The sequence below is a fragment of the Arthrobacter sp. KBS0703 genome (assembly GCF_002008315.2).
Lineage (GTDB): Bacteria > Actinomycetota > Actinomycetes > Actinomycetales > Micrococcaceae > Arthrobacter.
Genome location: NZ_MVDG02000001.1, coordinates 4178712 through 4202933, shown reverse-complemented (window position 1 = coordinate 4202933; position 24222 = coordinate 4178712). Strand labels below are relative to the sequence as shown.

Here is a 24222-nt window from a genome sequence, read left to right as displayed (position 1 = left end):
AGGGCCAGGCTCCCGGTCAGGCGGACTGGCGCAGCACCAGGTGGTGCCGGAGCAACAGGTCCGTACCCGGACCGCCGGGCTCAAGGGATCCGGTAAGCAAGCCGTCAAGGAGTTCGACGGCGGCCCTCCCCACCTCCCGCAGGTCCAGCGCGAGAGTGCTCAGCTCAGGAGTCAGCAACTCACCGAGCGGGATGCCATCCATGCCGATCACGGCACAATCAGCCGGGACGGCCCGCCCCACGTCGGCCAACGCCTTCAATACGCCGGCCGCCATGAGGTCGTTGAACACCACGATTCCGTCCGTTTGGGGGTGCTCGTCGAGCAGCCGCCGCGTCACTTTTCGGGCCGCGTCCGCCGACTCCGGGGAGGCGGACACGGCCAGGGCTATTCCGGAGTCAGCCGCGCTGCGGGAAAACGCCTGACCACGCACGGTGACAACGCCTTGAACCGGGTCAGTTCCGGGCCTTGGCCCGGCGGCGCCCGCGGGTTCCGGGGAGCTGTGCTCCGTGCCGGCCCAGGCGCGATCGATGTAGGCCAGCTGGCGGCAGCCCCTGGCCCGCAGGTGTTCCAAGGCGGTTCGCGCGGCGTGCGTGTAGTCAAAGGCGATCCCGCCGGACGCGGATCCCGCAGGCTGGTCGAGAACCACCAGGGGCCGGCGCCCAAGGATGGCCTGCGCCTCGTCCGCCGCTCCGCCCAAGTATCCGATCACGGCGTCCACCTGTGGAGCGAGATGCTGCACTGACTCGACGCCAGTGGTACCGCCGTGGCCGTAGTCATCCATGACGACGTGCCAGCCGCGCTGCGTGGCCAGCTCAACCACGCTGGACGCAAACGCCGGATAGTACGGGTTGGTGAGGTCAGGAATGGCCAGCCCCACCGAGGTGCGCGCTCCTTGGACCAGCCCCTTGGCAAAACGGCTGGGCGTGTACCCCAGTTGGCGTGCCGTCTCTTGGACGCGCTCACGTGTTTCCCGGCGAATACCCGGCATCGCGTTCATGGCGCGGGTGACGGTCTGCCTCGAGACGCCGGCCGCGGCTGCCACGTCAAGGATGGTGGCCCGCCGGGCGGGTCCGGCGGAAGCGCCCGGGGCAAGGCCGGAGGGAACATCGCCGGAAGAAGTGGTCATAGTTGGTAAGTCTAGATGCGGGCACCGGCCGCTGGTTGAGCCTGTCGAAACCGGCCGGCCGCGTTGGTTGGGGCGGTGCGGCCGGGTTGAGGGGGTTAAATGCGGGAGAGCCCCAACCTTGTGGTTGGGGCTCTCGACCGTGTAATGGTTGTCCGGCGGTGACCTACTCTCCCACACCCTCCCGGGTGCAGTACCATCGGCGCTGTGGGTCTTAGCTTCCGGGTTCGGAATGGGACCGGGCGTTTCCCCCACGCTATGACCGCCGTAACCCTTGCTCCGCAACCCTTTTGGGGGTTGGGAAATTTGTGGTTACAACATCCCTGCCCGGTGAAGGGCAGGTGTGGTGTTGTTATGTAGTTGTTGGTTCCTGTGCAACAAACCGGTGGTGCGGGTTTGTTGGTCGGGAACCACATAGTGGACGCAAGCAGTCTTGTTTCTTCTTACCGCCCCTGGGTGCAAACGCTTTTGAATCCGTTTGCGGGGTGGTGTGTGGTGTAAGTTATCGGCCTATTAGTACCGGTCAGCTTCACGAGTCGTTAGTCCTCGCTTCCACATCCGGCCTATCAACCCAGTGGTCTGGCTGGGGCCTCTCACACACAAGGTGTATGGAAATCTCATCTCGAAGCGAGCTTCCCGCTTAGATGCTTTCAGCGGTTATCCCATCCGAACGTAGCTAATCAGCGGTGCACTTGGCAGTACAACTGACACACCAGAGGTTCGTCCGTCCCGGTCCTCTCGTACTAAGGACAGCCCTTCTCAAATTTCCTGCGCGCGCAGCGGATAGGGACCGAACTGTCTCACGACGTTCTAAACCCAGCTCGCGTACCGCTTTAATGGGCGAACAGCCCAACCCTTGGGACCTACTCCAGCCCCAGGATGCGACGAGCCGACATCGAGGTGCCAAACCATGCCGTCGATATGGACTCTTGGGCAAGATCAGCCTGTTATCCCCGAGGTACCTTTTATCCGTTGAGCGACGGCCATTCCACAATGTACCGCCGGATCACTAGTCCCGACTTTCGTCCCTGCTCGAGATGTCTCTCTCACAGTCAAGCTCCCTTGTGCACTTACACTCGACACCTGATTGCCAACCAGGCTGAGGGAACCTTTGGGCGCCTCCGTTACTTTTTAGGAGGCAACCGCCCCAGTTAAACTACCCATCAGGCACTGTCCCTGACCCGGATTACGGGCCGAAGTTAGATGTCCAAAGTGACCAGAGTGGTATTTCAACGATGACTCCACCCGAACTGGCGTCCGGGCTTCAACGTCTCCCACCTATCCTACACAAGCCACTCCGAACACCAATACCAAACTATAGTAAAGGTCTCGGGGTCTTTCCGTCCTGCTGCGCGTAACGAGCATCTTTACTCGTACTGCAATTTCGCCGAGTTTATGGTTGAGACAGCGGGGAAGTCGTTACTCCATTCGTGCAGGTCGGAACTTACCCGACAAGGAATTTCGCTACCTTAGGATGGTTATAGTTACCACCGCCGTTTACTGGGGCTTGAATTCTCAGCTTCGCCTTGCGGCTAACCGGTCCTCTTAACCTTCCAGCACCGGGCAGGAGTCAGTCCGTATACATCGTCTTGCGACTTCGCACGGACCTGTGTTTTTAGTAAACAGTCGCTTCCCCCTGGTCTCTGCGGCCCCGATCCCCTCCCACCAGCAAGTGGTGTTCAAGGTTGGGGCCCCCCTTCTCCCGAAGTTACGGGGGCATTTTGCCGAGTTCATTTAACCATAATTCTCTCGATCGCCTTAGTATTCTCTACCTGATCACCTGTGTCGGTTTGGGGTACGGGCGGCTAAAACCTCGCGCCGATGCTTTTCTAGGCAGCATAGGATCACCGAATCCCCCTTTACGGGAGTCCCGTCAGATCTCAGGCATCATGAACGGCGGATTTGCCTACCGTTCGCCCTACATCCTTGGACCGGGACAACCATCGCCCGGCTCGGCTACCTTCCTGCGTCACACCTGTTAATACGCTTGCCTCCCAGGATCAGGTCCCGCGCTCCACCAAAACCCGCACACCACAAGGGTGATAGGGCAGGCTTCGGGCAGTTAGTATCCCCTGTTCAACATGGACGGTTTTTCGCCGGTACGGGAATATCAACCCGTTGTCCATCGACTACGCCTGTCGGCCTCGCCTTAGGTCCCGACTTACCCAGGGCAGATTAGCTTGACCCTGGAACCCTTGATCATTCGGCGGACGGGTTTCTCACCCGTCTTTCGCTACTCATGCCTGCATTCTCACTCGTGTAGGCTCCACCGCTGGTTTACACCGCGACTTCACTGCCCACACGACGCTCCCCTACCCATCCACACTCCTGAACCACGAAGGCTTGGAAAATATGTGAATGCCACAACTTCGGCGGTGTACTTGAGCCCCGCTACATTGTCGGCGCGGAATCACTTGACCAGTGAGCTATTACGCACTCTTTTAAGGATGGCTGCTTCTAAGCCAACCTCCTGGTTGTCTTCGCAACTCCACATCCTTTCCCACTTAGCACACGCTTAGGGGCCTTAGTTGGTGGTCTGGGCTGTTTCCCTCTCGACTATGAAGCTTATCCCCCACAGTCTCACTGCTGCGCTCTCACTTACCGGCATTCGGAGTTTGGCTGACGTCAGTAACCTTGTAGGGCCCATTAGCCATCCAGTAGCTCTACCTCCAGCAAGAAACACGCAACGCTGCACCTAAATGCATTTCGGGGAGAACCAGCTATCACGAAGTTTGATTGGCCTTTCACCCCTACCCACAGCTCATCCCCTCCATTTTCAACTGAAGTGGGTTCGGTCCTCCACGACGTCTTACCGTCGCTTCAACCTGGCCATGGGTAGATCACTTCGCTTCGGGTCTAGATCACGCCACTGCAACGCCCTATTCAGACTCGCTTTCGCTACGGCTTCCCCACACGGGTTAACCTCGCGACGTAACACTAACTCGCAGGCTCATTCTTCAAAAGGCACGCCGTCACAACTACTATGCGATCACTCGCGGTTGCTCCGACGGATTGTAAGCACACGGTTTCAGGTACTGTTTCACTCCCCTCCCGGGGTACTTTTCACCTTTCCCTCACGGTACTGGTCCGCTATCGGTCATTAGGGAGTATTTAGGCTTATCAGGTGGTCCTGACAGATTCACACGGGATTTCTCGGGCCCCGTGCTACTTGGGATACTCTCCAGGCGGTGCACAGCATTACGGTTACGGGGCTCACACCCTCTACGGCCGGCCTTTCAAGACCGTTCACCTATACCTGCACCCTCACCCCACTGTCCCGGCAGAGACAGAACGGAAAGTCCCACAACCCCGCCCATGCAACGCCCGCCGGCTATCACACATGGAACGGTTTAGCCTGATCCGCGTTCGCTCGCCACTACTAACGGAATCACTATTGTTTTCTCTTCCTGCGGGTACTGAGATGTTTCACTTCCCCGCGTTCCCTCCACGCACCCTATGTGTTCAGATGCGGGTCACCAGGTGGCTCGCGCCCCTGGCGGGGTTTCCCCATTCGGACACCCTGGGATCACAGTCCGGTTATCGACTCCCCAGGCTTATCGCAGATTCCTACGTCCTTCTTCGGCTCCTAATGCCAAGGCATCCACCGTGTGCTCTTAAAAAACTTGACCACAAAAGATCAAAAACGCTAATTTACGAGAGAACCACAGAAACCAACCACACCCAACAACCACACCCCAAAAAGGGCGCCATCATCACGCGCAGCCAGATCCAGGTTCATATTCTTGGAAATTGCTTCTTATAAAAGATGCTCGCGTCCACTATGTAGTTCTCAAACAACAACCCCCGTACCACACACCCCACACACCAGCCCCTCCCAAAAGAAGAAACCACCATGCATGATCGGTGCAGCCAGGAAACCAGAAACACAAGTCCCACACCCCGCACCATCCCCCGTAAGGGACGGCCCGCAGGCCATGGTCCTGTTGCCTCAGGACCCAACAGTGTGCCAAACACTAAACCGCACGCACCCGCCCCCACCGTTCCAGGCACCCCTCAAGAGAGGAACCGTACTGGGCAAGGAAAAGAACCTGCGGCCGCTATCCGTTGATATTCCACCCATGAGCACCCGCCGCAGAACAATCGCCTGCGCAACGGGCTTTACTCCTGACAACCCCTCCACACTCACATACATGAGGCAAGGCGACTGTAGGTGCTCCTTAGAAAGGAGGTGATCCAGCCGCACCTTCCGGTACGGCTACCTTGTTACGACTTAGTCCCAATCGCCAGTCCCACCTTCGACGGCTCCCTCCCACAAGGGGTTAGGCCACCGGCTTCGGGTGTTACCAACTTTCGTGACTTGACGGGCGGTGTGTACAAGGCCCGGGAACGTATTCACCGCAGCGTTGCTGATCTGCGATTACTAGCGACTCCGACTTCATGGGGTCGAGTTGCAGACCCCAATCCGAACTGAGACCGGCTTTTTGGGATTAGCTCCACCTCACAGTATCGCAACCCTTTGTACCGGCCATTGTAGCATGCGTGAAGCCCAAGACATAAGGGGCATGATGATTTGACGTCGTCCCCACCTTCCTCCGAGTTGACCCCGGCAGTCTCCCATGAGTCCCCGCCATTACGCGCTGGCAACATGGAACGAGGGTTGCGCTCGTTGCGGGACTTAACCAACATCTCACGACACGAGCTGACGACAACCATGCACCACCTGTGAACCGGCCCCAAAGGGAAACCACATTTCTGCGGCGGTCCGGTCCATGTCAAGCCTTGGTAAGGTTCTTCGCGTTGCATCGAATTAATCCGCATGCTCCGCCGCTTGTGCGGGCCCCCGTCAATTCCTTTGAGTTTTAGCCTTGCGGCCGTACTCCCCAGGCGGGGCACTTAATGCGTTAGCTACGGCGCGGAAAACGTGGAATGTCCCCCACACCTAGTGCCCAACGTTTACGGCATGGACTACCAGGGTATCTAATCCTGTTCGCTCCCCATGCTTTCGCTCCTCAGCGTCAGTTAATGCCCAGAGACCTGCCTTCGCCATCGGTGTTCCTCCTGATATCTGCGCATTTCACCGCTACACCAGGAATTCCAGTCTCCCCTACATCACTCTAGTCTGCCCGTACCCACCGCAGATCCGGAGTTGAGCCCCGGACTTTCACGGCAGACGCGACAAACCGCCTACGAGCTCTTTACGCCCAATAATTCCGGATAACGCTTGCGCCCTACGTATTACCGCGGCTGCTGGCACGTAGTTAGCCGGCGCTTCTTCTGCAGGTACCGTCACTTTCGCTTCTTCCCTACTGAAAGAGGTTTACAACCCGAAGGCCGTCATCCCTCACGCGGCGTCGCTGCATCAGGCTTGCGCCCATTGTGCAATATTCCCCACTGCTGCCTCCCGTAGGAGTCTGGGCCGTGTCTCAGTCCCAGTGTGGCCGGTCACCCTCTCAGGCCGGCTACCCGTCGTCGCCTTGGTGAGCCATTACCTCACCAACAAGCTGATAGGCCGCGAGTCCATCCAAAACCACAATAAAGCTTTCCACCCCCCACCATGCGATGAGGAGTCATATCCGGTATTAGACCCAGTTTCCCAGGCTTATCCCAGAGTTAAAGGGCAGGTTACTCACGTGTTACTCACCCGTTCGCCACTAATCACCGGTGCAAGCACCGGGTCATCGTTCGACTTGCATGTGTTAAGCACGCCGCCAGCGTTCATCCTGAGCCAGGATCAAACTCTCCGTTGAAGTAAAACAGACACAACATGCGCCCCCGGGAAAACGGGACACGCACCCTGCACAAAATTTGAAACCAGCTGTCAAAACCAGACCACACCACGGGGTGGCGGGCCCGGCAAATTCAACCAATTCATATAAAATAAACCGGTATCAACAAACTTGGCACACTATTGAGTTCTCAAACAACAGACACACCCGGCACCACCACAACCAAACAGCCGTGGATCGCTCCGGAGCAACTTTTCAAACTTACCCGGTTTCAGCCCCCGACGCAAATCCATGTTCCAGGACCCACACCAACAAACAAAACCAGCCCCACCCGCTCCCGGCACGCCAAACAAGCGAACCATTCACAGGCTGTTCAAGAAGGGGATTTGGCCGCCTCCGGACACCAGCTCCTCGCTGGCCCCCTCGCGGCGACTTAGAAAACAATACACCCACCCCACCCCCACCGCAAACCCACCCAAACACGCCTCCCGCGGGGCCGGGATCCGCGTGATTCCGCGGAAAAATGGTGCGGTCCGGGCGAAAAGCCGGGTGCCGGCGTCGTAATTCCGCTTTGTGTGGTGCGTCACCCACAGACCGGCGCGGCGCCGACGCGGCGTTAACGCAAAGAAGGGCCGGCAACCATACGGTTGCCGGCCCTTCTCAAGCAGCTGGAATCAGCAGTGCTGAATTACCAGGAAGACTTCGTGATGCCCGGGAGCTCACCGCGGTGAGCCATGTCGCGGAAGCGAACACGGGAGATACCGAACTTCTGGAAGGTGCCGCGGGGACGGCCATCGATGATGTCGCGGTTACGCAGACGTACCGGTGAGGCGTTGCGGGGCAGCTTCTGCAGGCCGAGGCGTGCAGCTTCGCGAACTTCGTCGGTCGAGTTGGGGTCAACCAGAGCCTTCTTCAGTTCGAGGCGCTTTGCAGCATAACGCTCGACGATGACTTTACGCTGTTCGTTCTTAGCGATCATTGACTTCTTAGCCATGTGTTTAGCGCTCCTCTCGGAATTCGACGTGCTTGCGGATCTTGGGGTCGTACTTCTTCAGGACCATGCGGTCCGGATCGTTACGACGGTTCTTACGCGTTACGTAGGTGTAACCCGTGCCCGCGGTCGACTTGAGCTTGATGATCGGACGTACGTCCTTGTCCTTAGCCACTAGAGCTTCACCCCTCGTGCCAGGATGGCGGCGACGACTACGTCGATGCCGCGTACGTCGATGGTCTTAATGCCCTTTGCAGAGACCTGCAGGGTGACATTGCGGCGCAGGGACGGAACCCAGTAGCGCTTCTTCTGAATGTTCGGGTCGAACCGGCGCTTGTTGCGGCGGTGCGAGTGCGAAATGCTGTGTCCAAAGCCCGGCTCGGCTCCGGTCACCTGGCAGTGTGCTGCCATGACGACTCTCCTCTGAAAAATAATTGAAACGGCTGGCAGAGTTCTGCGTCACCGTGCGGCAGGCGGCGTCCGCATCCAGCCACATGCGTTTCCGATAATTCCGCAGGCCTGAAATCGACGGCGAAAAGCCGTGGAATTCCTTGCTGCGGCGAATACGATGAGCCACGGGCACCGGGCAGTGGAAGCCACCGCGAAGTGCCGGGATGCTGGGCGAAATACTGGAATGCACGCAACTTGAGCCCCTAACTACCGGCCGCCGGAGCTGCCATTACTGACAACAGCCACCGTCAACCGGAGCAATTGCACACGCTCCGCGCCACCTAGCGCCCACCAAGTCTACGAGACGCGCCAATTAAAGGCCAATCACGCGTCAGCGGGTGTATGCGAGGCGGCCGGTGCACGGCCTCATGGGCGTCGGGACTGCCTGCAGCGAAGTCACACCCGGGGAGAAGGGTTTTCACAGCAAAATGAAAGCCTCAAGGCGGAATCTTGAGTCATGAACACACAGCTCTCTCCCCGTCTTGGGACCGATGATCCGCGAAACCCCGGCAGCGGACTGCCCGCCGGCAAGGGGGCCTGGCCCCGCTTTGCGGCCCTGCACCGGCGCCGCCTCCTCCGCGCCGATGCACTGACGGTGGCGGCGTGGGGCTCACTGGCTGCCTCCGTTTCGTTGTGGCTGGCCGACGGCGGCATGGCGGCGGTCTCGACGGTAGCCTCCGGCGTCACCGCCCTGGGCATCGTTGCCGGGCTGGCCGGCATGGACCTGGTTCTGCTCATGCTCCTGCTGGCCGCCCGGATTCCGCTGATCGATGGCGCGGTGGGGCACGACCGAGCCCTGGAGTTCCACCGGAAGCTGGGGAAACCGTCCCTGTACCTGCTGCTGGCGCACGGCATCCTGATAGCTGTTGGCTACGGCATGGCGGAGGGCTTGGACCCGGTCAGCGAGGCAGTGGCCCTCTGGGTGCTGGTGCCGGACATGTGGCTTGCCTTCGTCTCCCTGGCGCTCTTCATCGCCGTGGTGGTGACGTCGCTGGTGGCAGTACGCCGCCGCTTCCCGTACGAATTCTGGTACGTCGTGCACCTGCTCACCTACGCGGCCGTGCTGACGGCACTGCCGCACCAGTTCAGCGTGGGCGGACTCTTCGCGGAGGGGACATGGCAGCGCTGGTACTGGATTGCCATCTGCGCGGCGACCGGCGCCGCCCTGCTCTACTACCGGGTGATGCAGCCGGTGCTCGCCACCTTCCGGCACCAGCTGACGGTTGAACGCGTGACGGCCGAAGCCCCGGGTGTGATCAGTATTGAGATGAGCGGACTGCACTTGAAGGCACTGGAGGGCAACGGCGGCAGGTTCTTCATTTGGCGGTTCCTGGCCCCCGGCCTCTGGTGGCATCCGCATCCCTTCAGCCTCTCGGCCGAGCCGATGACGCCGGGGAACGACGGGCGCGGACTGCTGCGGATCACAGTGCGGAATCTTGGCAGGGGCACCGCGCAGCTGGCAGCGCTAAGGCCAGGGACCAAGGTGGCGGTCGAAGGCCCCTACGGACTCTTCAGTTCCGCTGCCCGCAGCAGGGACCGGGTCGTCATGATCGGCGCCGGCATCGGCATCACGCCGCTGCGGGCCCTTCTGGAACGCACTCCGTTTGCCCCCGGCCAGGCCACCGTCCTGCTCCGCGGACACAGCGACCACGAGCTCTACCTCAGCGGCGAAATCCTTGAGCTGTGCCGGCGCCGCGGCGCCACCCTGTTTCACCTCACAGGCGCCCGGGATCCGGGCGCTCCAGACAGCTGGCTTCCGGTGGCCGGGCATCGGGCCGGCTACGCCCTGACCGACTACGCCCCGGACATCGCCGATGCCGACGTCTATGTCTGCGGCCCCGCAGGATGGGCAACGAATGTCCTCAGCGCCGCCCGTTCGGCGGGCGTCCGCGAAGATCAGCTTCATTACGAAAGGTTTGACTGGTGAGAATCAGAGCAGCAGTTTCAGCCGCCTTGGCTTCCGCCGGAATCCTCCTGGCCGGCTGGCAATCAGGCGTCCACGTGGCGGATACCCGCAGCGTGGTGGCCGCCGCGTCCACAGGCAACGCCGAGGAATCCTCGTCCGGGCCGGACACGTCCGGCGCCTCAGGTTCTTCCGGAACCAGCTCCTCGGGGACCGGCTCTTCCGGGACCACAGGCGCGGCGGGCGCGGCGGGCTCTGCGGGGGCGGCGGCCAAAGCCGGCGGAACGTACGACGGCGACGTCGTCCAGACCCGCTTCGGTACGGTCCAGGTGCAGATTACGGTCAAGGCCGGCGCCATCACTGACGTCACCGCCCTGAAACTCACGGATCACGAGGGAAGGTCCGTGCAGATCAGCAACTACGCCGCCCCGATCCTGCGCAGCGAGGTGCTCCAGGCCCAGTCGGCCAACGTGCAGACGGTGGGCGGCGCCACCGTGACCAGCGACGCCTACCTCACCTCGCTCCAGGCGGCCCTCGATGCAGCAAACCTCTGACAACAGATACCGTCTGCGGGCCCGCACCTTCACCTGCATGGGCACGGTCATCAGCCTGACCGTCCCCGCCGATACCCATAGGGCACCCCAGGCGGCGGAGGATGAGCTGGAAGCGGCCACCGCCGTCGTCGAACGCCTTTTCACCGAACTGGACGCGACGTTCAGCCTGTACCGGCCCGATTCGGAGGCCAGCAGGATGGCGCGGGGCGAGCTAGTGCTGCGCGACGCCTCGGCAGGGATGAGGGCGCGGTATGAGGAGGCCGCCGGGTGGCGGCTCCTGACCCAGGGCGCCTTCACGCCGGAACGCCCGGACGGAGCCTTGGATCTCTCCGGGCTCATCAAGGGGCATGCGATCAGGGAAGCCGGCACCTCACTGCGCGCCCTGGGGCTGGACGATTGGTGCGTCAACGCCGGAGGGGATGTGCTGGTCAGCGGCTCACCTGCTCCCGGCAGCGGCGAACCCTGGCGGGCAGGCATCGTCGATCCGGCCGACCGGCGGACCCTGCTGGCTGGCTTTCCGCTGGGCGGGGCTGTGTCGGAGCGGTCTGCTCCGGACGGTTTGGCGTCCGGCGGTTTGGCGTCCGGCGGTTTGGCGTCCGGCGGTTTGGCGTCCGGCGGCGGCAAGGCGGCGCTGGCGACGTCCGGTTCAGCGGAACGCGGTGACCATATCTGGAGTCTTGCCGCAGGCGCCTCGGAGTTCCGGCAGGTTTCCGTGGCCGCCGCGGACGTGGTCACAGCCGACGTGCTGGCAACGGCGATCGTGGCCGGCGGCGTCCCGATGCTCCACCGCGCAACCGCACTGTGGGACGTGGAGGTGCTGGCTGTCCGCAGGGACGGGGACCTCCTCGCGACGCCCGGATTCCGGCGGTAGGTCTCGACAGGCTCGACCAGCGGAGGGCACGCTGAACCGGCAGAGGGCAAGCTGGACCGGCGGAGGAGCGTTAGAGCCGGGTGAGCTGGCTGTACCTCGGCTGGAGGTTGTCGCCGGATGATTTGCCGGTGACGCGCCGCACTACCCACGGGGCGGCGAACTCCCGCACCCAGCGGGCGTTGGCCCGGATCGCTTCCACCTTGCCGAGCTCCGGCACCGGAGTCATCGGCGGAACCTCGATGGAGTGGTCGTGCTCAAGGACAGTCAGGAAGCGCTTGGCCATATTCGCGTGGCCCGCGGCGGACATGTGCATCCGGTCCTTCGCCCACATGCCCCAGTCGTAATACTCGCTGAAGCGCCAGTAGTCCACGAGCAATGCCCCGTGGTCTCCGGCGATACCGCGGACCAGTTCGTTGTAGATGGCGGTGCGGCCGCGCGTCGTGCTGAAAACCTTCGACCCCCGGGAGTCGAAGCCGGTGAACATGACCACCTTGGCGCCGGTGGCGGTCAGTTTGGCGATGGCGGCGTCGTAGTCCACCAGCAGGTTGTCGATGTCGACCTTCGGACGGAGGATGTCGTTCGCCCCGGCATAGATGCTCACCAGCGTGGGTTTGAGCTCGACGGCCGCGTCCACCTGCTCAGCCATGATCTGGCGGAGCTTCTTGCCGCGGATGGCGAGGTTCGCGTACCCGAAGCCGGGGTCGGCTGATCCGAGCTGCTCGGCAACGCGGTCGGCCCAGCCCCGGACTCCGTTGGGCAGGGTGGGGTCGTCGTCACCCACGCCTTCCGTGAACGAGTCTCCTAGAGCGACATACCGAGCCGTGAAATCCATAGGGCAAGTCTGCCATCCGTTGCCGGGAGCAACCAAGACGGCTGGCAGAGCTGAGCTTACTGCTCGCGGAGGATCCAGTGGTTGCTGTCCAGCCGCGCCACGATCTTCTCGCCGATGCGGGCCAGGTCCGCCACGTCACGCTCGCTCAGGGCATCGAGGAACAGCGAACGCACGGATTCCACGTGGCCGGGGGCGAGCGCCACGATCGTGGTCATGCCTTCCTCGGTCAGGTGCGCGGTGGTGACGCGGGCGTCCCCCGGATGGGGCCTGCGCTCCACCCAGCCCCGGTTCTGGAGCTTGGTGACAACGTGAGAGAGACGGGAGAGGGAGGCGCTGGTCCGCGCCGCGAGTTCGCTCATCGGCAGGAAGCGGCCCTCCGCCTCGGAGAGCATGGCAAGCACGTTGTAGTCGAACAGCGAGACCTTGCCGGCGGCGTGAAGCTGGGTGTCCAAAGCTGCCGGCAGCATGGTGTTGATGCTGAGCTGGGCAAGCCAGGCCCGGCGTTCATCGGCATTGAGCCAGCGCGGTTCCGTCATTACCCCATCCTAGGAGAAAAAAAGCTTGACAGTTCAAGGTGGAGCGCCGGTGTTTGCGGGCTGCCCTGATGGCCCTGAGGGTAGGCTGGCGGGCATGTACGTAGTTTCCCTCACCTACAAGGTTGCCCAAGACATCGTGGACTACCACCTGGATGCCCACGTGGCCTGGCTGAAGGATGCCTTCGACGACGGCGTGTTCCTGGCCGCCGGCCGGAAGGTTCCGCGCACCGGCGGCCTGCTGCTCTCCAAGACGGACCGGGAGACCCTCGACGCATCCCTGGCCAAGGACCCGTTCTACATCAACGGCGTTGCAGAGTTCGAGGTCATCGAATTCGCCGCGAACCGGGTGGCTCCGGGCTTTGAGAACCTGCTGGACGAGCCCGGGCTGCAGAACTAGCCCACTTTTGAGGCCCCGGACGCGCTGTCCGGGGCTTCAACAGGCGGAATGCGGGTCAAAACCGGGCCAGTTCGGCCCGGGTGGGGCGCCTTAGGACTCCAGGACCAGGAGCTGGGCCCGTCCGGAGTCCCATCCCACGAATACCTGGCCGCCGGGTGCGGGCCTGCCGGCGGAATCAGGGCTGAGTTCGCGCAGCTGGAGCTCCTGGCCGCCTGCGGTCAGGCGGTGGCGGACGGTGGCTCCCAGGTTGGTGGAGGACACCAGCGTTGCCGCGCCGCCGTTGCCGCCCTCACCCGCCGAACGGAATTTGAGGTGCTCCGGCCGGATGGAGACGGCGTAGTTTTCGCCCTGGACTCCGCGGTCTGCCACGCGTGCCGTGCCCAGCCCGCCGAGGTCCACTAAGGCCTCGGTGCCGTTGCGTTCCAGCACGGTGCAGGGAATGAGGTTGGTATCGCCGAGGAAGCTGGCCACCCAGTCCGTCAGCGGGTGGTTGTAGACCTCCTCCGGCGGGCCGGACTGGACGATCTTCCCGTCCTTCATCACCACGATCCTGTCGGACATGGCCATGGCCTCGTCCTGGTCGTGGGTGACGAAGAGCACGGAGATGCCGAGGCTCTTTTGCAGGGTCTTGATTTCCTCCTGCATCTGTTCCCGGAGCCGTTTGTCCAGTGCGGCCATGGGCTCGTCCAGGAGCAGCGCGGCCGGGTTGAAGACCAGCGCGCGGGCCAGCGCGACGCGCTGCTGCTGCCCGCCGGAGAGCTGGCGGGGCTTGCGGCTTCCCATCTTGCCAAGGCCCACACGGTCGAGGGCTTCTTCGGCCCGTTTGCGTCGTTCGTTCTTGGGGATTTTCCGCATGCGGAGTGCAAATTCGACGTTTTCGAGTGCGCTCATGTGCGGGAACAGTGCGTAGTTCTGGAACACCACGCCCAGGTTGCGTTCCCGGGGCGGCAGCGTGTCCACCGGCTGGCCGTCGATCAGGACCGAGCCTGCGCTGTGCTCCTCGAAGCCGGCAACCATCATCATGGTGGTGGTTTTGCCGGACCCGCTGGGCCCGAGCAGGGTGACGAACTCGCCGGGCTGGACAACGAGGTCCAGCCGGTCCACGGCCACGACGTCGCCGTAGTTCTTGCTGACGCTGCGGAGTTCAATGGCGCCCCGCGAAGCGGTCCGGGTGCCTGACATTGATTCTGCGGAGATCACTGATGTGGTCATCGGCATTCCTTACGATTGGGCGGAGACTGCGAGCGGCAGCATCCGTGCGGTGGACCGGCGCCTGAGGACAAACATGACCTGCAGAAGGAGCCCGATGGTGGCGACGCTGACCAGAAGCGCGGAGGAAACGGCGATCTTCGGGGTCAGGTTGAACTGGATGTCCGTGAACATCTTGACGGGCAGCGTGGTGGCGCCCGGGGACTGCATGAACAGCGACATCACGGTCTCGTCGATGGAGACCGAGAACGCAAACAGGGCGCCCGAGATCAGGCCCGGCAGGATGATCGGGAGGTACACGTGCCGCAGTACTGACAACGGGCCGGCACCAAGGCTTTGCGCCGACCTCACGAGTGCCGGGTTAAGGCCTGCGAGGGCCGCCCGGGTAGTGAGGTAGACGTACGGGGTGGCGATCACGGCGTGCGCCAGGCCGATGGGGAGGATGCTGCCCACCATCCCGATCGAGATGAAGAACTGGTAAAACGCCAGGGCCAGCACCACCGTTGGCACGATCATCGGCGCGAGGATCAGCCCCATCACGGCTGAGCGGCCGGGGAATTTCCGCCCGTGCAGGCCGATCGCGGCCGTGGAGCCCAAGAGCACACCGATGACGACGGCGATACCCGCCGATTGCAGGCTGGCCGTCAGTGCCGACGTCCATGCTTTGTCCCCGAAGAAGCCGGCTACGGCTGCGAGGGAGAATCCTTCCGGCGGAAAGGTGATGTAGCGGCTGTCGTTCAGCGCCACCGGCACCACGATCGCCGTCGGAATGACCAGGAACAGAAACACGGGAACGGAAAGCAGCGCCAGCACCCGGTGCTGCGGATTAGTGGTCTTCATGTTGGCCTCCTGCCTTGAGCACACGCTGATACACGGCCACCATGATGCTCACCATCACCGTGAGGACCACGGCCAGTGCCGCGGCGCCGGAGAAGTCCGTGAGCTGGCGCGCGTAGTAGTCGATCTGGTTGGCGATCATCATGTCGCCGGGTCCGCCCATCACCACGGGAGTGATGAAGAAGCCGGTGCTGATGATGAAGACCAGCAGCCCCGCCGCCGAGATGCCGGGCATGCTCAGCGGCAGCGTGATCCTCCGGAAGACCGATCCTTCCGGCGCCCCCAGCGAGCGGGCCGCCAGGCCAAGCCGGTCATCGATGGACGTCAGGGAGGAGAAGATCGGGAACACCGCGTATGGCAGGAGACAGTGCACCATGCCGACGATCACGGCGAACCGGTTGTGCAGCAGCTCGATCGGCGCATCGGTCAGACCGATTCCCTGCAGGAAGGCGTTGACGATGCCGTTGTCCTGGAGCAGCACCGCCCAGGCGAAGTTCTTCACCAGGATGCCGGTCCAGAAGGGCAGGAGTACGACGGCGAACAGGATCACCCGGGCGACGTTCCCGGCACGCCACAGGACCATGGCGATGATGTAGCCGAGCACCACCGTCACGATCGTGCTGGCGAGGCTGATCGTCAGGGTGTTGACGAGCGAGCGCAGCACCAGCGGGTCCTCGAGCACCCGCTGGTACGCGTTGTCGGCGAAGCTGGAGGCCACGAGTTTCCCGAGCGGCGTCAGGAACAGGATCACGTCGAAGACCATGATCGGTGCCAGCAGCAGCCACCAGCCACTGAGCCGGCGCCGGACCCTCGGATTCCCCTCCCCCGGCGCTCGGCGGCCCTGCGGCCGGACTGTGAGAGTTGCAGCCGTCATATCAGCTTGCCTGCCACAGCTTGAACTGCTGCTCGGTCTTCTTCAGGTTCTCAGACCACCACTTGTCGTCCCGCACCAGGATCTTGTCGGCCAGCCGCGGGCTCGTCGGCAGCGTGTCCGCGATTTCCTTCGGCAGCTTGGACAGAGCCGGCGTGTTGGCCAGTGTCAGGTTGGTGACCTTGTCGAACGCGGCACCGGCCTCGGCGTCGTTGGACATGAAGTTCATGAGCTTGAATGCCGCTTCCTTGTTCTTGGCCCCCTTTGGCACCACAAAGTAGTCTCCGGCCAGGACCGCGTTTTCAGGCGAGAAGTTCAGCTTGGCGCCGTCAGTGCGGGCGGCGTTGATCCGGTTGTTGAAGCTTGTCGAGAGCGAGACCTCGCCGGACGTGAGCTGCTGGATCGGCTCCTGGTTTGCGGCGTGGTAAAGCAACCGGTCCTTGCCCGGGTGGTGTCCAAGGACGCGAAGGGCGCGGTCCACGTCGAGGGGGTAGATCTTGTCGAACGGGACCCCGTCTGCCAGCAGCGCGGCTTCCAGGACCGAGCTGTCGGAGAGCTGGTTGTAAACGGAACGCTTGGTGTTGTACTTGTCCTGGTCAAAGAACTGGGCCCAGTCCTTTGGCGCTTGCGCGTCCGGAATGACCTTCTGGTCCCACGCCATGACAAACAGAAAGCTGAGGTACTTGATGCCGTACTCGGCCTTGGCGTAGCCGGGGAGGCCCTTGTCGCTGATGATGTCGTAATCGAACTTTTCCAGCAGGCCCTCGGCGACGGCCGTCTCGTACTCCGGTGCCGTGATTTCCACGAGGTCCCACTGCACGTCGCCGGACTGCACCTGGGCCTTGAGCGCCGCGAGGCTGGTGTTGGCCAGCAGCGTGGGCTGGATGCCCGTCTTCTTGGAGAAGGGATCCAGGATTGTCTGCGTCAACTGGTCGTTGTAGGAGCCGCCATAGGACGTGACCGTCACGGTCTTGTTGGCTGCCGCACTTTCGGCGGGCTTTGAGCCACAGCCGGACAGGGCCAAGCCGGCGAACGGCGTCAGCGCCGCGGCCTTCAGGAGCTTCCGGCGGTCGAAATGGAGGGAATTGCTGTCAGTCATGGCGGTGATGCCTCTCGTGGCGGTGGCTCCCCTCGGCGCACGCGGGAAGAAGGTGAGCGTGGATGAGGGAGCAGGGGCAGGGATCCGGCTGTTACGTCGGGTTGCCGGCGACGGCGGTTCACGCCCTCGAACGGTACCCGCAACGCTGAGCGGACTTGAAGCTTGATGATTGACGGATTGTCAGTGCCGCAACACTAGCTGTGACGTTGCACACAAGTCAACAGTTGTTTACAGTGGCACTATTCAAGCCACAAATTGGAAGGAGCCCTACCGGTCCATCAGCTTCTTCAGGCCGCCTTTGCGCGGAACTTTCACCGGCCTGGGCCAGCGCGGGCTGAGGTTGTCTCCCAGCGTGACGCCGCGGAGCTTCCTGCCGAAGAGCGGGACCACCCAGTCGTTCACCCAGCGCCGCTGCCTTCGCTCCCAGTCGCGGAGAGTCACCTTGGCCGGCGGCTCCCACTCCTTGAGGGTGATCTTGTGCGGCACGCCGAGGTGGTCCAGGACCTGCCCCGCAAGGTATTTGTGACCTGCCTTGGACATGTGCAGCCGGTCCGTGTCCCACATCCGGCGGTCGTGGAAGGCATCAAAGCACCAGTAGTCCACCAGGACGGCCCCGTATTTGGCCGCAAGGTCGCGCACCCGCTGGTTGTACACGGCGTTCCGCTTCTTCAAAGGCTCCAGCACGGCGGACACTTTGACGTCGAAACCAGTGAACAGAACCAGCGTGGCGCCGGTCGCAGCCAACCTGGCGACGAGGGCCTCGTACTGGGCCATGAGGACATTGATGTCCGTTCCGAAGTCCAGGATGTCGTTTCCGCCAGCGTACAAAGTGATGAGCGTGGGCTTCATGGCGAGCGCCGGTTCGAGCTGTTCGTCGACGATGTGGCGCAGCCGCTTACTCCGGATGGCCAGGTTGGCGTACTCCCAGCCGGGCTCCGCCTTGGCCAGCTTCTCCGCGACCCGGTCGGCCCATCCGCGCACCCCGTTCGGCAGCCGGGAGCTCCGGTCCCCCACGCCCTCGGTAAAGGAATCCCCCAGAGCAACGAACACACGCCGCCCACCCCGGTCCGGCAGCAAAGGAGACACACCCACCCGGCCACCCTAATCAAGCAAAGCGAGCGCCAGGGAACGGCTGAGTTAACGGCCAGCGACAGGATCGGCGAGACCGTCCAGAAAAAGAGAGGCCGTGAGGTGGCCATCCGGAAGCGTGCGTCTAAGGGAGAGGCCCGCCGTCGGGGTTCCCTGGCCGAGCTTGCGAGGTCAGGGGGACGGCGGGGCAAGCGACCGAGCACGCGGGATGGCCGCCTTACGGCCGCCCCTCACCCGTAGTGTGCGGCGTCGCCGCCAGCGGCGCAGAAAGCCTAGAGCTCAGCCTTCCCCTGCCGCCAGTACCCCATGAAGGCCACCTGCTTCCGGTCGATCCCGACGTCGCGGACCAGGTAGCGCCGCATGTCCTTGATGACGGCGGCCTCGCCAGCGATCCACGCATAGAACGGCATGGCCCCGGCGGGCTTGTCCGGATTCTTGGTGGCACTGATCGCGGCCGTATCCATGCGGGCCGGCGTTTCCCACAGGATGTCCCGGTCCACGTCGACGTCGTCCGGTTCAGGCCCGGCAGGGCCGGCAGCCTTGATGGCCACCCCGCCCGGGACGGAGACGGCCTTGCGGACCGCGGCCTGGAGGAGCTCCCCGTGCGGCCGGGAGCGGCCTCTCGCGGCGCCGCGGGCGAGCCAGGTTATTTCGACGTCGGCGGCCGTGCGGAGGTCAAGGAAGTCGCCTGCTTCGGGCACCTCCAGGAAAACGTGGCCGGTCATGTACTCGGGCAAGTTTTCCAGGATGGCGCTGATGGCGGGAACGGCCGTCTCGTCGCCGGCCAGGAGCACGCGCTGCGCCAGGCCGGGCCGCCACTCGATGCCGGAGTAAGTTTCGGCCGTGACGCAGTGCGCCGCGCGGTTGTTCGGGCCGATCAGCGTCAGGGCGTCTCCCGGTTTGGCGCTGAGTGCCCAGTTCGCGGCGGGACCGCCGTTTCCGTCCGGGTCAAAGTGCATCACGAAGTCGACGTCGATCTCCGGATAGACGGCGTCGAGCCGAGCCTGCCGGACAGTGTAGGTGCGCATAGAGCCGCGCGTGGCCGGATCCATGGCCAGCCACTCCTGGAACCAGCCGCTTTGCTCCATCCGGAAACTGGGCAGCGGGAGCCTGCTGCCGTCCGGCGCCAATGAGGGGATCATCAGTTTGACCCGCAGGTCCAGCGTGTCCCCGTGCACGCCGAAGTCGCGGAGCGCGTAGCCGCCGAACGTCACGCGCCGGAAGTTAGGGCTCAGTTCCTCCACGGCGGACACCGTGACGCCGAACGCGAGCGTCATGGGCTCCGTGGAGACCGGGTGCCTCTCGGCGACTGCCCGGGCGGAGCTTCCGGGGACGGCTGTCAGCCGCGAGCGGGCAGGGCTGTTCTTTGCTGTGCTCATGAGGCCATCTCCAGGATTGAGGTCGGGGCTTTTGGGTCTGCGTGATGCCTCCCGAGCGGAATGATCAGCGGCGTGCCGGAGACGGGGTCCGGCAGCACCCGGCATTCCAGTCCGAACACGTCGCGCACCAAGTCCTCGGTGATCACGGCGGCCGAAGCGCCCTCGGCGACGATCCGACCGCCCTCCAGCGCGATGACATGGTCCGCGTACCGCGCCGCGAGGTTCAGGTCATGCAGCACCATCGCCACCGTGGTGCCGCGCTGACGGTTCAGGTCGGTGACCAGGTCCAGCACTTCCACCTGGTGGGCAAGGTCCAGGTACGTGGTGGGCTCATCGAGCAGCAGCACCTCCGTTTCCTGGGCGAGGGCCATGGCAATCCACACGCGCTGGCGCTGCCCGCCTGAGAGTTCGTCGACGTTCCGCCCGGCGAGGTCCAGCGTTTCGGTGGCCTCCAGCGCGCGCTGCACCGCGGCGTCGTCCTTCTCCGACCAGCCGCGGAAGAAGCCCTGGTGCGGGTACCGGCCGCGGCCCACCAGATCGCGGACCGTAATTCCGTCCGGTGCGGCGGGGTGCTGCGGAAGCAGGCCGAGCGTGCGTGCCAGCTCGCGCGCGGGGCGGGAATGGATGTCCTTGCCGTCGAGGGTGACCGTGCCGCCGGCCGGCTTGAGCAGCCGCGACAGCCCGCGCAGCAGCGTGGACTTCCCGCAGGCGTTGGCCCCGACGATCATCGTCACGCGGCCCTCCGGAATCTCGGCGGTGAGGTTCTCCACGACGCGACGTTGATCGTACTGCAGCGTGAGGTCCCGGGCTTTGAGAACAGCCATGTCAGGCATCCTTTCGGTTGGAAGTGACCAGCAGCCACAGCAGGAACGGGGCGCCCAGCGCACCGGTGATCACACCCACCGGCAGCACGGTGCCGTCCAGCAGCAGCGGGGCGATGTTGGCGGCAAAGTAGTCTGCCGCCAGGACGATCGAGGCACCGACAAAGGCCGACGCCGGGAGGCTGGCCTTCCCGGTGAAGCGGCGCGCGATGGGTCCGGCCAGGAAGGCGACGAACGCCACCGGCCCGGCTGCCGCCGTCGCCACCGCGGCAAGTGCGACGGCGGTCATCACCACACCCAGCCGGGTCCGCCGTACACGGATTCCCAGCCCTGCGGCGGCGTCGTCCCCGAGTTCGAGGATGCGCAGCGGGCCGGCCAGGAGTGCCGCGGCCGGAATGAGGACCAGCAGCGCCAGGGCGAGCACGCCGGCGCGGTCCCAGCTGGCCGAATTGAGCGAGCCGTTGAGCCAGACGAGGACATCCGCCGCCGTGCGGATATCCGCCCGTGTCAGAAGGAAGTTGACCACGGCGTGGAGCGCCGCGGCGATGCCGACGCCCGCCAGGATGAGCCGGTTACCGGCCGCGCTGCCGTCGCCGAGGGAGCCGCTGCGGGAGATCCCGTAAATCAGCGCGGCCACCGCTAGCGCGCCGCCCAGCGCCGCCCCGGAAACAGCGGCCCCGGAGGCGCCGAAAATGACGATGGCGGTGACAGCGCCGGCGCTGGCCCCGTAGCTGATGCCGACCACGTCCGGGCTGGCCAGCGGATTGCGCAGCATGGTCTGGAACAGCCCGCCGGAGAGTCCGAAGGCCACGCCGATCATGGCGCCGATCACGGCGCGGGGCAGCTTGGCCTCCATCACGATGAAGCTGGCGCCCGGGATCTTCTCGCCGCCGGTGAGGTGGGCGGAGAGGACCCTGAAGAAGTCCGGGATGGTCACCGTGTAGCTGCCCAGCAGGACGCCCGCTGCGAAGAGGAGCACGACGGCGAGCGCCAGGGCCGCTGTCCGGTTCAGCACCGCGTCCGGCAGCCTGTGCAGCCGCGGAGCGCGAACCGGCAGATAATGCCCTGTGTTCGCGGTTTTGAGGGCATTATCTGCCGATTCGCGCACGGTGCCGGGTGCGTTTTCGCCCAGTTCGCGCCCGACGGCGGCGAGGTCTGACTTGTTCACAGGCCTGCCCTCTTGCCGCGGCGGACCAGCCAGACGAAAAAGGGAGCACCTACGAGGGCGGTCATGATGCCCGCCGGCACCTCGCCGGGAAGCAGCACAACGCGGCCCACCACATCGGAGAGCAGCAGCAGCGCGGGAGCGAGCACCAGGGAAAACGGCAGGATCCAGCGGTAGTCCGGGCCGGTCAGGGCGCGGACGGCGTGCGGGACAACCAGCCCCACGAACCCGATCGGCCCGGCGAGAGCGGTGGCGGAGCCGCACAGCAGCACGATGCCCAGCGCTGTCACCCCGCGGGCGAGGCCGACGCGCTGGCCCAGTCCGCGGGCAATGTCGTCTCCGAGGGCAAGGCCGTTGAGGGTCCGCCCGGCCGAGAGCACGATCAGTGCGCCGGCCAGGAGGAACGGCACGCCGGGCAGCACCACGGACCAGTCGCGCCCCGCGATTCCGCCCACCTGCCAGAAACGGAAGCGGTCCAAGGTGTCCTGGCTGGAGACCAGGATGACGTTCATCAATGAGTACAGGCCCGCGCTGAGGGCGGCGCCCGCGAGGGCGAGCTTGACCGGCGTCGCGCCGTCCCTGCCCATGGAGGCAATGAGATAAACCACGACGGCGGCGCCCGCAGCGCCCAGGAACGCGAACCAGATATACCCGGTCAGCGAGGAGACGCCGAAGACGTAGATGCCCGTGACCACGGCCAGCGCGGCGCCCGCGTTGACGCCGATGATGCCGGGATCGGCCAGGGGGTTGCGGGCCACGCCCTGCATGGCTGCCCCGGCGAGGCCCAGCGCACCGCCAGCGAGCAGCCCGAGGATGGTGCGCGGAATGCGTGCGTGCACCACCGCGTGGTCGCCGTCGGCGGGATCGAAGTGCGTCAGCGCCCGCCACACGGTGTCCGGAGACAGCCCGCGGGCACCCACGGCCAGCGAGGCGGCGCAGGCGGCAGCAAGCACGACGACGGCGGCCAGCAGCCACGCGGCCTGCGGGCCACGAGCCCTCCCCGGGGGAGCGCGAACTGGCAGGTAATGCCCTTTGGACCCGGATTTGGCGTCGTTAGCTGCCAGTTCGCGCGAATCGGCCGCCGTCGTCGTGCCGTTTGTCATGAAGTGCTGCCTACCGGACCGCGTCGGCGGCCTTGGCCAGCTGCGGCAGGAACGTGTCCAGTGACCACGGCAGGCTCAGCGGCGAGGAAGCGGAAATGGACAGGGTCAGCGTGTTATCCGAGTCAGCCACCAGGGCGCCGCCCTTGATCGCCGGAATCTGGCTCAGCAGCGGATCGCTCTTGATCGACTCGGCGGTCTTGGAATCGGGAACCCAGGTCACGAAGATGTCCGAATCAAGCTCGTTGGCCTTCTCGGCGGACCACGGGACAAAGAACTCCTTGGAGCCCTTCGACTTCTCCTCCACCACGGGAGCCAGCTTCATGCCGATCGCGGTGAGGAACTTCGGCCGGTTGTCATTAGCCGTGTAGACGTTGACGCCGTCACCCTTGGCGGGCTCGAGGTTGCCGTAAATGTAGGACTTGCCCTCGATCTGCGGGTACTTGGCGACCTCGTCCTTGATGGTGGCTTCGGTGTCGGAGATCAGCTTCGCGGCCTCGGCTTCCTTGCCCAGGGCCTTGCCAATGATGCTCGTGGAATCCTGCCAGGACGTGCCGTACGCCAGCTCCGGGTGCGCCACCACGGGGGCAATTTCGCTGAGTTTCTTGTAATCCTCAGCCGTGAGCCCCGAGTAGGCGCCCAGGATGACGTCCGGGTTGAGCTTGGCGATTTCGGTGAAGTTGATGCCGTCCGCCTCGGAGAACTGGGCCGGCGCCTTCGCCGAGCCGAAGCCGGCGCCGAGCTTCTCCAGCGCGGCGTCCTTCCACGGGGTGGAGCCCTTGTCGTTGCCGCCCCACTCGTTCTTCGGCACACCCACCGGAACCACGCCCAGGGCGATGGCAACGTCGTCGTTGACCCAGGAGACCGTAACCACGCGCTTGGGCTGGGCCTTGATGGTGGTTTCGCCAAAGACGTGCTTGATGGTGACGGGGAACTGGGCACTTGCTGACGCGGTCGAGCCGGCGTCGGAGGCCGAAGAGACTGGTCCGGTAGAGCAGGCTGTCAGCGAGAGCGCCGCGGCGGCCAGGACTGCGGTCGCCTTGCCGGCGGTCTTGAGCAGCGTCCGGCGGGTGGCGCCGGCGGCGCCCAGGCCGGCGTTCGGGCCGGGGAAGAGGGGGGAAGTCACGGAACTCCTTAGGTCATTGAAGCAAACCCAAGTAAGGCTAGCCTATCCTTCAATAGATTACGAAAGGTTTGCGTCACGTAATTGCCGAGTGATGCAAAGCATGCCCAAATCCCTTTGCCTTTCCGGGGTGAACAATGGTTCACTCGAAGGAGTAAACGCGCGTTCACCATGCCTCCGCGCCC

Annotated in this window: 20 protein-coding genes and 3 rRNA genes; 4 read left to right on the top strand and 19 right to left on the bottom strand. The window is 64.0% G+C overall.

Annotated features, from left to right (window positions below; all coding sequences use genetic code 11):
* Window positions 1–16: 16 nt before the first annotated feature.
* From B1A87_RS19540 to rpmB, 7 genes are all read right to left on the bottom strand, one after another.
* The gene (locus tag B1A87_RS19540) at window positions 17–1126 is read right to left on the bottom strand and encodes a LacI family DNA-binding transcriptional regulator (protein WP_078026896.1); all 1110 of its coding nucleotides are present in this window, start codon (window positions 1124–1126) and stop codon (window positions 17–19) included.
* A gap of 150 nt (window positions 1127–1276) precedes the next feature.
* Window positions 1277–1393 (bottom strand): 5S ribosomal RNA (gene rrf / locus B1A87_RS19535).
* 222 nt (window positions 1394–1615) lie between these two features.
* Window positions 1616–4752: ribosomal RNA gene (locus B1A87_RS19530) — 23S ribosomal RNA — on the bottom strand.
* A 553-nt stretch (window positions 4753–5305) separates the two neighbouring features.
* Window positions 5306–6831 (bottom strand): 16S ribosomal RNA (locus B1A87_RS19525).
* Together the 16S, 23S and 5S rRNA genes form the textbook arrangement of a ribosomal RNA operon.
* 667 nt (window positions 6832–7498) lie before the next feature.
* Complete coding sequence (rpsN, locus tag B1A87_RS19520) at window positions 7499–7804, bottom strand: 30S ribosomal protein S14 (protein WP_026266887.1); 306 nt, start codon at window positions 7802–7804, stop codon at window positions 7499–7501.
* A gap of 4 nt (window positions 7805–7808) precedes the next feature.
* The gene (rpmG, locus tag B1A87_RS19515) at window positions 7809–7976 is read right to left on the bottom strand and encodes a 50S ribosomal protein L33 (protein ID WP_078026306.1); all 168 of its coding nucleotides are present in this window, start codon (window positions 7974–7976) and stop codon (window positions 7809–7811) included.
* A complete protein-coding gene (gene rpmB / locus B1A87_RS19510; protein WP_050687447.1) occupies window positions 7976–8212 on the bottom strand; it encodes a 50S ribosomal protein L28 in 237 nt (78 codons plus the stop codon). Before rpmB ends, rpmG begins: the two co-directional genes overlap by 1 nt.
* Before the next feature lie 496 nt (window positions 8213–8708).
* On the opposite strand from rpmB, the gene B1A87_RS19505 reads away from it, so the two are divergent.
* From B1A87_RS19505 to B1A87_RS19495, 3 genes are read left to right on the top strand one after another with little or no spacing between them, the layout of a single operon-like run.
* Entirely contained in the window at window positions 8709–10178 is a 1470-nt protein-coding gene (locus B1A87_RS19505) for a ferric reductase-like transmembrane domain-containing protein (RefSeq protein ID WP_078026307.1), read from the top strand.
* Window positions 10175–10708 (top strand): FMN-binding protein, encoded by a 534-nt coding sequence (locus tag B1A87_RS19500; RefSeq protein WP_078026308.1) that lies wholly within the window; start codon window positions 10175–10177, stop codon window positions 10706–10708. The genes B1A87_RS19505 and B1A87_RS19500 overlap by 4 nt, the downstream gene beginning before the upstream one ends.
* Window positions 10692–11579 carry an FAD:protein FMN transferase gene (locus tag B1A87_RS19495; RefSeq protein WP_395940260.1) on the top strand — a complete coding sequence of 296 codons (888 nt, stop codon included), beginning with the start codon at window positions 10692–10694 and terminating at the stop codon, window positions 11577–11579. Before B1A87_RS19500 ends, B1A87_RS19495 begins: the two co-directional genes overlap by 17 nt.
* A 70-nt stretch (window positions 11580–11649) precedes the next feature.
* Here the strand turns inward: B1A87_RS19495 and B1A87_RS19490 are convergent, their stop codons facing one another.
* Window positions 11650–12411 carry an SGNH/GDSL hydrolase family protein gene (locus B1A87_RS19490; RefSeq protein ID WP_078026309.1) on the bottom strand — a complete coding sequence of 254 codons (762 nt, stop codon included), beginning with the start codon at window positions 12409–12411 and terminating at the stop codon, window positions 11650–11652.
* A gap of 56 nt (window positions 12412–12467) precedes the next feature.
* Window positions 12468–12947 (bottom strand): MarR family winged helix-turn-helix transcriptional regulator, encoded by a 480-nt coding sequence (locus B1A87_RS19485; RefSeq protein ID WP_078026310.1) that lies wholly within the window; start codon window positions 12945–12947, stop codon window positions 12468–12470.
* 94 nt (window positions 12948–13041) lie between these two features.
* Between B1A87_RS19485 and B1A87_RS19480 the strand changes: the two genes are divergently transcribed.
* A complete protein-coding gene (locus tag B1A87_RS19480) occupies window positions 13042–13344 on the top strand; it encodes a YciI family protein (RefSeq protein ID WP_078026311.1) in 303 nt (100 codons plus the stop codon).
* Window positions 13345–13434: 90 nt separating this feature from the next.
* On the opposite strand, the gene B1A87_RS19475 is transcribed toward B1A87_RS19480, so the two are convergent.
* The 10 genes from B1A87_RS19475 to B1A87_RS19430 all read right to left on the bottom strand — a co-directional run bounded on the left by B1A87_RS19475 (window position 13435) and on the right by B1A87_RS19430 (window position 24040).
* Window positions 13435–14556 carry an ABC transporter ATP-binding protein gene (locus B1A87_RS19475; protein WP_078026312.1) on the bottom strand — a complete coding sequence of 374 codons (1122 nt, stop codon included), beginning with the start codon at window positions 14554–14556 and terminating at the stop codon, window positions 13435–13437.
* A gap of 9 nt (window positions 14557–14565) precedes the next feature.
* Entirely contained in the window at window positions 14566–15393 is an 828-nt protein-coding gene (locus B1A87_RS19470) for an ABC transporter permease (RefSeq protein ID WP_078026313.1), read from the bottom strand.
* Window positions 15380–16264, bottom strand: coding sequence for an ABC transporter permease (locus tag B1A87_RS19465; RefSeq protein ID WP_078026314.1), 885 nt, complete (start codon window positions 16262–16264; stop codon window positions 15380–15382). Before B1A87_RS19465 ends, B1A87_RS19470 begins: the two co-directional genes overlap by 14 nt.
* A 1-nt stretch (window position 16265) precedes the next feature.
* On the bottom strand, window positions 16266–17360 hold the full coding sequence (locus B1A87_RS19460) for an extracellular solute-binding protein (protein ID WP_078026315.1): 1095 nt from the start codon (window positions 17358–17360) through the stop codon (window positions 16266–16268).
* A 267-nt stretch (window positions 17361–17627) separates the two neighbouring features.
* Window positions 17628–18410, bottom strand: coding sequence for an SGNH/GDSL hydrolase family protein (locus B1A87_RS19455; protein WP_260680973.1), 783 nt, complete (start codon window positions 18408–18410; stop codon window positions 17628–17630).
* 311 nt (window positions 18411–18721) lie between these two features.
* On the bottom strand, window positions 18722–19726 hold the full coding sequence (locus B1A87_RS19450) for a siderophore-interacting protein (protein WP_260681079.1): 1005 nt from the start codon (window positions 19724–19726) through the stop codon (window positions 18722–18724).
* Between the two features lie 98 nt (window positions 19727–19824).
* Entirely contained in the window at window positions 19825–20652 is an 828-nt protein-coding gene (locus B1A87_RS19445; RefSeq protein ID WP_078026318.1) for an ABC transporter ATP-binding protein, read from the bottom strand.
* Between the two features lies 1 nt (window position 20653).
* Window positions 20654–21706 carry an iron ABC transporter permease gene (locus tag B1A87_RS19440; protein ID WP_395940280.1) on the bottom strand — a complete coding sequence of 351 codons (1053 nt, stop codon included), beginning with the start codon at window positions 21704–21706 and terminating at the stop codon, window positions 20654–20656.
* A gap of 107 nt (window positions 21707–21813) precedes the next feature.
* Entirely contained in the window at window positions 21814–22917 is a 1104-nt protein-coding gene (locus B1A87_RS19435; protein WP_144275893.1) for an iron ABC transporter permease, read from the bottom strand.
* A gap of 10 nt (window positions 22918–22927) precedes the next feature.
* A complete protein-coding gene (locus tag B1A87_RS19430; RefSeq protein ID WP_078026320.1) occupies window positions 22928–24040 on the bottom strand; it encodes an iron-siderophore ABC transporter substrate-binding protein in 1113 nt (370 codons plus the stop codon).
* Window positions 24041–24222: the final 182 nt, after the last annotated feature.